The sequence below is a fragment of the Nostoc sp. FACHB-152 genome (genome assembly GCF_014697475.1).
Lineage (GTDB): Bacteria > Cyanobacteriota > Cyanobacteriia > Cyanobacteriales > Nostocaceae > Nostoc_B.
Map to the genome: position 1 here is coordinate 134021 of NZ_JACJRV010000012.1, position 11903 is coordinate 145923.

The following is an 11903-nucleotide window of genomic DNA, read 5'->3' on the forward strand; positions in this document are numbered from 1 at the left end:
GGGAGCAGGGGGGCAGAGGAGCAGAGGAGAAATGATTTGTATCATTTATTTGGTGAAATGGTATTAGCTATGTTCGCTTTTATTACACTTGGCTCGATGCAGCGTGTTTTTTACAAAAAAGTTAAAGCTTGACCACGCACATCCTGATTTACATAGCCTTGTTCATAAACAATTTGCCCACTAACAACAGTAATTACAGGCCAGCCTGTGAGGTTCCAGCCTTCAAAGGGACTCCAACCGCACTTAGTTAACAATTCTTCGCGTTGAACTGGACGGTAAGTATCCAAATTAACCAGCACTAAATCAGCATCGTAACCGGGTGCGATCGCTCCTTTGTTGGGAATACCATAACCTTTAGCTACAGCCTGAGACATCCAGTTAGCTACTTGGGCAACGGTACATTTTCCTTGCTTTGCCGCAGTTAACATCAATGGTAAGGAAGTTTCCACCCCTGGCATTCCTGAGGGAGTATTCGGATATTCTTGAGCTTTTTCGACTAAGGTGTGGGGTGCGTGGTCTGTGGCGATAAAATCAATTACACCATCACGTAAAGCTTGCCAGAGAACTTCATTATCGTAGGGCGATCGCAACGGTGGATTCATTTGCGCTAACGTGCCAATCGTTTCATAAGCACTAGTATTCAATAATAAATGTTGTGGTGTTACCTCAGCAGTTACCCAACTCGGTTTATTTTCACGCAACAACTGGGCTTCTTCGGCTGTGGACATATGCAAAATATGTAACCGACGTTGATATTGTTTAGAAAGTTTTAAGGCTTTTTGCGTGGCTAACAATGCTGCTTGATTATCTTGAATTTGCGAGTGAATCGCTGGGTCATGAATACCAGCAAATTCTTGCCGTCGCTGATTGATGCGTTCTTGGTCTTCGGCATGAACGGCAATTAAGCGATCACCTTGAGCAAAAATAGTTTCTAATACAGTATCTTGGTCAACAAGTAACTGACCATGCATCGACCCCATAAAAATTTTAATGCCCGGTGTCGGCTTCGCTGTCAGCAAATCTGGCAGAATCTCTGCTGTTGCGCCAATAAAAAGCCGTAATTCACCACACACTTGTTAGCCGCACGTTGCAATTTATCATCTAAGTCCGCCTGGGTAGTAGTCAGAGGGCGGGTGTTGGGCATTTCTAAAAAGGAAGTGACACCACCTTTGGCACAGAACTGGCTGTGAATAAATCTTCCTTATGTTCTAAGCCCGGTTCTCTAAAATGCACTTGGGGATCGATAACTCCTGGCAACAAAGTTAACCCTTGTGCGTCAATTTCTTTGGTTGGGGAGGCTGAGGTAATCTCCGGTGCAATTTCTACGATGAGGCGATCGCGTGTGAGTACGTCCCCTACAATAAATTCACCATTGGGTAGGACAATGTGAGCGTTGCGAATTAATAAACTTTGTGAAGATGACATGAGATTAAAAAATTTCTAACAAAGACTCATATTACGGAAAACTCTACTCTTAGGTTAAACTTGGTTACATTCTTCGGCATAACTTTTTGCAGCTGATTAAAAAAAAGTTTATTTTTAACTTATGAATCTGCCTGTGAAAATGCCAACATCAACTAGAAAAATCTAATTTTCTCGTTAAGATTAACAAATATAGTATCCCTGAGTCAGTTAACTACTTACACTTTTCCTTACTTCAGTACTTTCATGCAAAATCAAGTGTCTGATAATAACTCTAGTCAAAAACCCGATAATTCCTGGATTGCCGAGCTAGGTAGAACAGTTGTATTAAGTATTGTTCTCGCTTTAGGCATTCGTACTTTTGTGGCCGAAGCTCGTTGGATTCCTTCGGGATCTATGGAACCCACTCTGCATGGTACTCAAAACCAGTGGGAGGCAGACAAGATTATTGTTGATAAATTGAAGTATAAGTTTGCTACCCCGCAACGGGGAGATATTGTTGTCTTTTCACCTACAGATGAACTTAAAAGAGAACAATATCACGATGCTTTTATTAAACGTGTAATTGGCTTACCAGGAGAAACTGTAGAACTTAAGGATGGTAAAGTCTACATCAATAACAAACCCCTCGACGAAGAAAGCTATCTCAGCCCTAACCAAACAACAGTAGTTGATGTTTGCAATTCAGCACAGCAACCTGCTTTTTTAGCAAAACCGCAAACAATCCCACCAAATTCTTACTTAGTATTAGGTGATAACCGCAATAGTAGCTATGATAGCCGTTGCTGGGGTGTTGTACCTCAAGAGAATATTATCGGTCGGGCTGTCATGCGCTTTTGGCCGCTAAATCATGTTGGTAGCATTGATAAATCACCGCTTTATCCTTAACCCAATCGTGGTTGAATGCCGCATTTAGCCAAAATTATCATTTACCCAATCAAGTCCCTAGATGGGGTAGAAGTTACGCCAGCCAAAATTTTATCTAGTGGCGCGCTGGAATGCGATCGCGAGTTTGCCATTGTGGACGAACAAGGTAAGTTTGTTAATGGCAAACGCCATGCCAAAATTCATTTACTGCGATCGCAATTTAATATCGCAAACAGAACTATCTCCCTGCAAATTCCCGATCAAGATTTGCCGAGAGTTTTTCATTTGGATGATGAACGGCAAAAACTGGCAGCAACTTTGAGTAAGTTTTTTGGGTTTCCTGTGAGCTTAGTACAAAATCCTGTCATGGGCTTTCCTGATGATACTGATTCCCCTGGCCCAACGGTGATTAGTACGGCAACTTTGGCAGAAGTCGCTTCTTGGTTTCCCGATGTAAGTGTTGAGCAAATGCCCCGTCGGGTACGTGCCAATATTGAAATTGACGATGTACCACCGTTTTGGGAAGATCAATTATTTGCTCAATCAGATCAGTTAGTCTCCTTTAAGGTGGGAGATGTGCTGTTTTATGGTGTCAATCCATGTCAACGTTGTATTGTGCCAACACGTCATCCTGAGTCAGGCGCAGCTTATCCAAATTTTCAGAAGATATTTGTTCAACAGCGCCAAGCTAGTTTGCCCAAGTGGGCGAATTCATCGCGTTTTAATCATTTTTATCGCTTGAGTGTCAATACCCGATTGCCCTTATCAGAAGTTGGCAAACTTTTAAATATTGCTGACGAAGTTAAAATTTTATCGGGTCATAATTAATATTAATTTAATATAAAACTATTGACTTTTGAATACCTACGCTTAACAGTCAATAAGAAAAGATATGCTATTTAGATGTACCACAGCTTAGTAACTCATTACATATAGCAACCCTAAAGGGGAATTAAACAAATCTATTGCCTATTCCCTATTGCCTGCATCTAAGAGCAGTTTAGAAATTAAATAGGATTGCTATATCAGTCTGCTGTTAATAGCGATCGCCTATTTTATAAGATTTCAATATTAGTCATAGTTACGACCAATTCTGGCTACGGAAAACCTGTGCTAAAAATAGACTTTAATACATTCCTAGACTAGATCTAGCAAATTAAGATGTTATAACAAAGTTTAAGGATTTAGTCTAGGAATAAATTTGCCAAAAGTATATGTATATACTATTTTACAAAATTACGTCTACGCTTGAATACATCAACAAATCAATGATCGCTGCAAAATGGTTAAGTAAATATACTTATTTAATTATCATATTACTTATCTAGAGTTACTAAATACTTTCAACTCGAAAATCACTGGGAACTACTTTTAGAAACAAATGCAGTTGTTTCACATAGGCAACAACAACTTTGTTAACCTTAAAATTAAATTTATCAGTGTATAACGGTTAGATAACTGCAATATTTTGCCCAAAGAAGGTTCAGTAAATTCTGGGGTGTGCAAAATATATATTTACTTTACAAACAATTTACTAAATCAAATTTAAATTTAAGAACGCAAAGTCTACGCTCCCAGCTTATAAAGATGGGATGCAGATGTAGTAAAACTTGGTAAATCCTTGTTGGCATGAATTTTCCGATTTTTCAGCGAGGTACTAAGTAACTATCAGTTTGAGAAAATGATGAAATTGATTAGAAGCAAAGCATAATGAAATACGAGCAATTAAATCCTGATAAAAAAGATATTTTAATTATTGACGACCGGCCAGACAACTTGCGAGTTCTCTCTTCACTACTAACAAGGGAAGGGTATAACGTTCGCAAAGCCTTAAATTGGCAAATGGCTTTTATTGCTTGTCAAACAGTACTACCGGATCTAATCTTACTTGATATTATGATGCCGGAAGTTGATGGTTATGAAGTTTGCCAACGTTTTAAAGAATGGGATTTAACGGCAGATATTCCAGTAATTTTTATTAGTGCTTTAGATGATGTTTTTGATAAAGTCAAAGCTTTTAGATTAGGAGCAGTAGATTATATTACCAAACCCTTTGAGTTTGAAGAAGTTATTGTCCGAGTACAAAATCAACTAGCTCTCAGAACAGCACAGCTAGAAGTAATCAGACTCAATACCGAACTAGAGGAAAGGGTAAAACATCGTACTTGGGAATTAGAAAATACTCTCCAAAAACTTCAAATAGAAATCGCATCTCGGCAACAGCTGCAAGACAAATTATTAGATATAGTTCTGCATGATAATCTGACTGGATTACCAAACAGAGTGTTATTTATTAGACGATTAGGCAAAGCACTTAATTTTGCTAAACAAGATTCTAACTATCAGTTTGCTGTACTGTATTTAGATTGCGATCGCTTTAAAGTTGTCAATGACTCTCTAGGCCATACTGTAGGAGATGAATTAATCATTGCCATTGCTCATCGCCTGCAATTATGTCTCAAGCCAGGTGATACCTTGGCAAGGTTAGGTGGAGATGAATTTGGCATTCTTGTGGAAAATATTATCGATATTAGTTCCGCTATTCAAGTTGCCGAAAGAATCTTACAACAGTTTTCTATTACCTTTAAATTATCTAGATATGAAGTGTTTATGAATGCGAGCATTGGCATTAATTGGGGTAATAAATACTATGAAAAACCAGAGTATTTACTACGTGATGCTGATACAGCAATGTATAGAGCTAAATCTCTCGGAAAAGCTAGATATAACATTTTTGATCCTGCCATGCATCAGGAGGCTATTCAACTTTTAGAGATAGAAAATGACCTACGTAGGGCTATCGAACGCCAAGAATTTATCATATATTATCAGCCAATTATTTCCCTAATTACAGGAAAAGTTTCTGGATTTGAAGCACTGGTGCGTTGGCAACATCCAGTGCGTGGTTTAATTCCTCCTTTGGAGTTTATGCCTGTAGCAGAAGAAACAGGTTTAATTAGTGCTATTGATCTGTGGGTGATGCAATCAGCTTGTCATCAACTATATAGTTGGCAGGCGCACCCATCTGTACCAAAAAACTTAACTATTAGTGTTAATTTAAGCGCAAAACTTTTTACTCAGCCTCACTTAATAGCCAAAATTGATCAAATTATTTATGAATCAAAAATTAATCCATGTAATTTAGAATTAGAAATTACTGAAAGTGTCATTATGGAAAATAATGATATAGTCAGAACAATTATCGAACAAATTAAAATGCGGCAGGTTAAGTTAGTAATGGATGACTTTGGTACTGGTTATTCTTCTCTTAGCTATCTCCACAGTTTTCCTATCAACTCACTAAAAATTGATAAATCTTTCATTGGTAGAATGCACTTGCATCAAGAGAACATGGGACTAGTACCAGCAATCATTAGTATTGCTGAATCAATGGGAATTACTGTGACTGCCGAAGGAGTCGAAACACCAGAACAATTAGCAAAATTAAGAAACCTAAACTGTAATTCTGCCCAAGGATACTTTTTTTCTAAACCTCTAGAGGAAAAATCTATTCTCAATTTTATTGCCGCAGCACCTCAGTGGTAGAGGCTAAATTTGCAAATCTGCTTCTCTATTGTAAAGATTGCTGCAAAAGTCATGAAAGCTGAGAAGGCGATCGCCAATAATGACCCTGAGATAGATGAATCTGTGCAATCGCTTCTGTTTAACTATCAAACTTGTAAATAATCTGGTACATAACCTCAGTATTAATCTCGACAACATATGCATAAAAATGAAATTTATGATTTTTAATAAATAAAAATTAATAAGTACTAGCTAAAAGTATCTCAGAGAATCTTTTGCAGTAGTAGGTTGACAGTCACTCTCAAAAGTGGGAGCCTGGGTACTCATAACTGAGAATCAGGAAACCAAAATTTTTTATTCACTAAAGACTTCTATTTTCAGTTACATAAAAGCATAATAGAGATGTGACTGATCTGTTCGCCCCTTTACACTCATTGAAACAAGGTAACTGGTTCAAGCTCATCTGTGGAGCCAGCTATCAACATCTGCCAGCAGTCAGAAGTTTATCATTAGCCTATACTTTGGCTGGTGCTGACTGCATAGATGTGGCAGCTGATCCAGCTGTGATAGCAGCAGCCCAAGAAGCACTGCAAGTAGCCAAAACTTTAGCTAGAGAAGCTCAAAAACGAGGCTTTAGCTATAGAGGCAATTCACCGTTTTTAATGATGAGCTTGAATGATGGCGAAGATCCTCATTTTCGCAAAGCTGAGTTTGACTCAACTAAGTGTCCCGCCCATTGTCCAAGACCCTGTGAACGAGTTTGTCCAGCACAAGCGATCGTATTTAACCGCAGCCAAGATAATTTTTCAGGAGTTGAATTTCAGAAATGCTACGGTTGCGGTCGTTGCATACCATTGTGTCCATACGATATAATTTATACTAGTTCACATATGTCAACACCACAGGCGATCGCGCCAATGGTGATGTCAGAGGGAATAGATGCCATAGAAATTCACACAAAAGTAGGTCGGTTAGCAGAATTTCAAAAATTATGGCAAGTAATTTCACCGTGGGCTGAACAACTCAAGGTAGTAGCTATCAGTTGTCCTGATGGCGAAGGCATGATCGACTATTTACGTGCAATTTATGAAATTATAATTCCACGACCTCAGACCATAATTTGGCAAACCGATGGTCGGCCCATGAGTGGTGATATTGGAGATGGTACCACTCTAGCCGCAGTCAAATTAGGTCAAAAAGTTTTGTCAGCGAAGTTACCGGGATATGTGCAATTAGCAGGTGGCACTAATAGCTACACCGTTGCTAAGTTAAAAGCAATGGGACTACTTAAGGAAGCAAGGGAGCAGGGGAGCAGGGGAGCAGGGGAGCAGGGGAGCCAGTACGTTGCGGAGGTTCCCTCCGTTGTAGCAACTGGCGAGAGCAGAGGAGAGAACTTACTCCAGAATTTCTCCTCCGCCCCTCCGCCCCTCCGCCCCTCTGCCTCAGTTGCTGGGGTTGCCTACGGAAGCTACGCCCGTGTATTGCTGTCGCCAATTCTCGATCAGTTAGAGGATAAGGAGGTGAATAACACCAATGTCAAAGCGACTGTCCGCCTGGAAGAACAACCAGACTTACTCTGGGAAGCTGTAGAGCTTGCCCATTCTCTCGTTTCCCAGCTCAAGTCATAGCAGGAGCGTAATCGCTCGTTCGTTATCTCTCAAAACGTCACATTAGAAAGCATGACGATTAAAGACGATCTCCAAAAGTTATTAGACATCTTGCCCCAAGACTTGCGACAAGTACTAGAAAATCATCCTCAACGAGATAGTTTAGTTGAAGTTGTCTTGGATTTGGGTCGTCGCCCAGAGGCTCGCTTCCCAAATCAAGCTGAGTATCTGAGCGAAATACCTGTAACTCAAGCACAAATTGATGATTGCATTCAGCGAGTCGGAACCTTTGGCGGAGATAATCGAGCAGGAATTGAGCAAACTTTGCATCGCATCAGTGCTATCCGCAACCGCAATGGCAAGATTATTGGCTTAACCTGTCGTGTCGGTCGTGCGGTATTCGGCACTATTGGCATGATCCGCGATTTGGTAGAAACTGGTAAATCCATCCTTATGCTGGGTCGTCCAGGTGTGGGGAAAACTACCGCCCTACGGGAAATCGCCCGTGTATTGGCGGATGAGTTAAATAAACGAGTAGTAATTATCGACACCTCCAACGAAATCGCTGGGGATGGTGATGTTGCCCATCCTGCCATTGGTCGTGCTAGAAGGATGCAAGTAGCTCATCCAGAACTTCAGCATCAAGTCATGATTGAGGCAGTAGAAAACCATATGCCAGAAGTCATTGTCATTGATGAAATTGGCACAGAACTGGAAGCCTTAGCAGCTCGTACCATTGCCGAACGAGGTGTGCAATTGGTCGGTACTGCTCACGGGAACCAAATTGAAAACCTGATTAAAAATCCTACCCTGTCTGATTTGGTTGGAGGTATTCAGGCTGTGACCTTGGGAGACGATGAAGCAAGAAGGCGCGGTTCGCAAAAGACGGTGTTAGAACGCAAAGCCCCTCCCACCTTCGAGATTGCTGTTGAAATGTTAGAACGACAGCGTTGGGTAGTCCATGAAAGTGTTGCTGACACAGTAGATACTTTATTGCGCGGACGGCAACCAAGCCCACAAACGCGCACTGTGGATGATAACGGCAAAGTAGCAATTACTCGGCAGCTATCTGTTGTCAATGGCCGTGGCGGTGGACAGCAGTTGGCAAGCGGTGGGGAAGACTCTTTCTCGTCAGGGCGGCAATCTGGCAGCTGGCGTTCATCAGGACAAATGGTAGCCCTGCCACCATTGACTATAGAGCGAGAAAAGGTTGGACAAAGCGAGTTTGACCGCTTGCTAGATGAATCCTTTAACTATTCGGATGCGATTGATTTTGCTGCTAGCAAGAATGCTGGGCCAAACGGGGAAGATTTGCCACTGCACGTTTACCCGTATGGAGTTAGTCGTCATCAGCTAGAACAGGTAATTAGTGTGTTGACTTTGCCTGTGGTCTTGACAAAAGACATCGATACTGCTGATGCGATTTTGGCATTGCGATCGCACGTCAAAAACCACGCTAAACTACGGCAAATGGCTAAAGCCCGTCATGTACCTATCCACATGATTAAGGCTAGTACCATTCCGCAAATTACCCGTGGACTGCGACGGTTGCTCAACATCGACGACCCAGAAATCGCTGATGACCGCGAATTGCAACTGTTCTTGCACAGTGGTAGCGATGACGAAATTGATGCCCTTGAAGAAGCCAGACTTGCTGTAGAGCAAATTGTCATTCCTAAAGGACAACCAGTGGAGTTATTGCCCCGTTCTCCTCAAGTCCGCAAAATGCAGCATGAGTTGGTAGAACACTATCGCCTCAAATCCCATAGCTTTGGCGAAGAACCTAATCGTCGCTTAAGGATTTATCCGGCGTAATTAAGATGGGTGTAAGGGTGTAGGGGTAAGAATTTTATTCACTTACACCCCACACCCCTATACCCCTAGTTTCAAGGTGCTAATCGACCTTTACCTAAACGCTGCTTTTCATACCATTGTGCGATCGCTGGTACCCACTCTGCAAAATGAGGCCACATTAATTCGCACAGCTTTTGAATTTCTAATTGAGCATCTTTTTTATTTCTCAGGTCGCAAAAATGCAAAAACGACCTGACATTAAAGCTCACTACAAAATGTTGGCGATAATCAAAAGGTACTATCCCTCTAGCGTGTTCTTCAGACATCCCAGCTTGGAAACTAGCCGTATATCGCTTCGCCGCTTCCCGACACCAGTCTAAATCCGCCGCGCGCTGCTCTGGAGAATAGTAATATTTTTTGCCTTGTCTATCTGTGTAATGACCAACAGGACGCAGATAAAATACGTCTTCTATGTCTTTTTTACCTTCTAGTACCAGTATAAATTGTTCACCCGTATACCTAAAAGATTGAACATCAAAACTCACGCCGACCCTGTGAGTCCGGGCTTGTTGCATGACGCTGTGCGGAAAATAACCGCAGTTAAACACAATTTGGGGATGTTCTAGCGGCCCGTAGTGTCCCCGTTCTCCTGCTAGAAGTCGCTTAACGATAACTTCGCCGCATTGTGATTCCGAAGGCCATGAATCTCGCTCATCAACTACAAATGCGTCGGTGTAGTCCTGGTGCATTGCAGCATAAATTACTTGCTGCGGGTTTGGTGTTTTGGCAATAACCTCTACTCGGAATCGATGCATGACTTTTCTCAGATGGGAAACGAGGAGTAGAGCCTGTTTTTTCAACATGGCTAGAAACTCAATCCACCATCATATATCTTTGGGCTGACTCATATACTTTACAAAAGTTTATTTTGTTTGTTACACTTCTTTACAAGCAAAAGCAATTGGGGAAAACTTCATGAATATCAACGGTTCCATTGTTGACGATCAGGGAAAAATGAATAATTTTGCGGTTGAGCCAAAAGTTTATGTAGATGAACAAGGCGATCGCACCGGACTCACACCCTACGCAGAACTGCTTAATGGTCGTTTAGCCATGATTGGCTTTATCTCGCTGATAGCATTAGAAGTATTCACAGGGCATGGCATATTTGGTTTATTAAGAAGCTTTTAACAATTAAATTTTTAAAACGCAATTTTTTTATACATTTATAGAGACGGGAAATTTCCCGTCTCTAATTTTTTGCAGGGTAAAAGTATCAGGTGAATTATGGTATTAACTGCTTCAACAATGTTATCTTTACGCACTCAAGCACCAGAATTTCATCTACCAGAAGTAGTATCTGGTGAGACAATTTCACTATCCAGTTTTGCAGATAAAAAAGCACTGTTGGTAATGTTTATTTGTCGGCATTGCCCATTTGTAAAACATATCCAAACCCAATTAGCACTGTTAGGAAAAGATTATTTCAATAGTGATTTAGGCATTGTGGCTATCAGTGCCAACGATGCTAAAAACTACCCTGATGATGCACCAGACTCATTAAAAGTCATGGCTAGAGAATTAGATTTCAAATTCCCGTTATGTTACGACGAAACTCAGGAGACAGCAAAGACGTATACAGCAGCTTGTACCCCTGATTTTTTCTTATTTGATGAAGAGCGTAAACTTGTTTATCGCGGTCAACTTGATGATAGCCGCCCCAGTAATGGTAAACCAGTAACAGGAGCAGATTTACGCGCGGCTATTGATGCGGTGTTAGCGGGTAAATCAATTACAAGCGAACAAAAGCCGAGTGTTGGCTGCAATATTAAATGGAAATCTGGGAATGAACCCAGTTATTTTGGATGAGACTAAGCCTGGCTAGAGGTTAGGGCTTAGAGAAGAAAGTTTTTTAGGTTTGATTGTAAAATTTTCTGGTAAATCGCTAACTTGAAAAATTGCTGAATGCTAAATACAAAATCTTAATCTCTAGTCCCTATCCTCTAGTCTCAAGTCTCTAATATTTATTGTTGATGTCTGTTTGTATCCCAAGCATCTGTATTAATTTCGAGTTGTTTTTTGGCACGCTTCAACTGTTTCCATAAAGCTTTAATTTGCTGATAAGCTTCTTCTGGAGATAGCTTGCCATTTGTTTGCAAATTACTAATATAGCTGACTCTTTGAGCAAACTCTTGTAAATTAGCGTTAAAAACTAAGTATTCTGGTTTGAATTGACCATAATAACAACTGCGTGGGTAAAGAAAATCTGATAGATTCGATAGAAAATCTGATTGCTCCGCCATAACTATTTACGATTTGTAGAATGCTATAGAAAATTAGCAGATGAGCAACTTTAGCACATCTACTTTAAGGACAAAGTAGGCACGGATACATGGATAATGAAACGATGTCAGGGAAGGAATAATGCAGCGAAAATATACCAATAAAGTTGGTATTAATTTTAAACTAACTAATTCCGAAAAAATGTAACAAAAATTACTTTTTTTGATGCCACAGCTAATGCTAAAGGCTTAGTAAGCTTAATACACCCTCCAAGATAATAACTGGGAAAAGATTGTATATATACCAATACCGTTGCCAAAATAAGAGCATGAAGAGGTAGGGCGTTTCGTAGTAGAGTTGTTGTCTCTCACAACGACAACTCAAAAACCACTAGTCGCCCATGCC

9 protein-coding genes and 1 pseudogene are annotated in these 11903 nt (G+C 40.6%); 7 read left to right on the forward strand and 3 right to left on the reverse strand.

The window, feature by feature from the left end; translation table 11 throughout:
- Positions 1-110: 110 nt before the first annotated feature.
- Positions 111-1425, reverse strand: a pseudogene (locus H6G76_RS13060) (dihydroorotase).
- Positions 1426-1668: 243 nt separating this feature from the next.
- Here H6G76_RS13060 and lepB point away from each other — a divergent pair.
- The 5 genes from lepB (at position 1669) to H6G76_RS13085 (ending at position 9236) form a co-directional block, all read left to right on the forward strand.
- Positions 1669-2310: a signal peptidase I gene (gene lepB / locus H6G76_RS13065; RefSeq protein WP_190700762.1), complete on the forward strand. Its 642-nt coding sequence runs from the start codon at positions 1669-1671 to the stop codon at positions 2308-2310.
- 15 nt (positions 2311-2325) lie between these two features.
- Positions 2326-3117 (forward strand): MOSC domain-containing protein, encoded by a 792-nt coding sequence (locus H6G76_RS13070; protein ID WP_190700765.1) that lies wholly within the window; start codon positions 2326-2328, stop codon positions 3115-3117.
- Positions 3118-3999: 882 nt separating this feature from the next.
- The gene (locus tag H6G76_RS13075; protein ID WP_190700767.1) at positions 4000-5835 is read left to right on the forward strand and encodes a GGDEF domain-containing response regulator; all 1836 of its coding nucleotides are present in this window, start codon (positions 4000-4002) and stop codon (positions 5833-5835) included.
- Between the two features lie 383 nt (positions 5836-6218).
- Positions 6219-7442 (forward strand): circadian clock protein LdpA, encoded by a 1224-nt coding sequence (gene ldpA, locus H6G76_RS13080; protein WP_190700770.1) that lies wholly within the window; start codon positions 6219-6221, stop codon positions 7440-7442.
- A gap of 51 nt (positions 7443-7493) precedes the next feature.
- Positions 7494-9236, forward strand: a complete 1743-nt coding sequence (locus tag H6G76_RS13085; protein ID WP_190700773.1) for a R3H domain-containing nucleic acid-binding protein — start codon at positions 7494-7496, stop codon at positions 9234-9236.
- A gap of 71 nt (positions 9237-9307) precedes the next feature.
- On the opposite strand, the gene thyX is transcribed toward H6G76_RS13085, so the two are convergent.
- Positions 9308-10030 (reverse strand): FAD-dependent thymidylate synthase, encoded by a 723-nt coding sequence (thyX, locus tag H6G76_RS13090; RefSeq protein WP_190700808.1) that lies wholly within the window; start codon positions 10028-10030, stop codon positions 9308-9310.
- Positions 10031-10190: 160 nt separating this feature from the next.
- Here thyX and H6G76_RS13095 point away from each other — a divergent pair, with 160 nt between their 5' ends.
- Positions 10191-10406 (forward strand): high light inducible protein, encoded by a 216-nt coding sequence (locus tag H6G76_RS13095; protein WP_190700775.1) that lies wholly within the window; start codon positions 10191-10193, stop codon positions 10404-10406.
- Between the two features lie 96 nt (positions 10407-10502).
- Positions 10503-11084, forward strand: a complete 582-nt coding sequence (locus H6G76_RS13100) for a thioredoxin family protein (protein ID WP_190700778.1) — start codon at positions 10503-10505, stop codon at positions 11082-11084.
- 155 nt (positions 11085-11239) lie between these two features.
- Here H6G76_RS13100 and H6G76_RS13105 read toward each other — a convergent pair whose 3' ends face one another.
- On the reverse strand, positions 11240-11518 hold the full coding sequence (locus tag H6G76_RS13105; protein ID WP_190700780.1) for a hypothetical protein: 279 nt from the start codon (positions 11516-11518) through the stop codon (positions 11240-11242).
- Positions 11519-11903: the final 385 nt, after the last annotated feature.

What these genes read in the sequence shown, in the direction of transcription:
- lepB (WP_190700762.1), top strand. Translation starts at nt 1,669, where the DNA reads ATGCAAAATCAAGTGTCTGATAATAACTCTAGTCAAAAACCCGATAAT.
- H6G76_RS13070 (WP_190700765.1), top strand. Translation starts at nt 2,326, where the DNA reads ATGCCGCATTTAGCCAAAATTATCATTTACCCAATCAAGTCCCTAGAT.
- H6G76_RS13075 (WP_190700767.1), top strand. Translation starts at nt 4,000, where the DNA reads ATGAAATACGAGCAATTAAATCCTGATAAAAAAGATATTTTAATTATT.
- H6G76_RS13085 (WP_190700773.1), top strand. Translation starts at nt 7,494, where the DNA reads ATGACGATTAAAGACGATCTCCAAAAGTTATTAGACATCTTGCCCCAA.
- thyX (WP_190700808.1), bottom strand. Translation starts at nt 10,030, where the DNA reads ATGCATCGATTCCGAGTAGAGGTTATTGCCAAAACACCAAACCCGCAG.
- H6G76_RS13095 (WP_190700775.1), top strand. Translation starts at nt 10,191, where the DNA reads ATGAATATCAACGGTTCCATTGTTGACGATCAGGGAAAAATGAATAAT.
- H6G76_RS13100 (WP_190700778.1), top strand. Translation starts at nt 10,503, where the DNA reads ATGGTATTAACTGCTTCAACAATGTTATCTTTACGCACTCAAGCACCA.
- H6G76_RS13105 (WP_190700780.1), bottom strand. Translation starts at nt 11,518, where the DNA reads ATGGCGGAGCAATCAGATTTTCTATCGAATCTATCAGATTTTCTTTAC.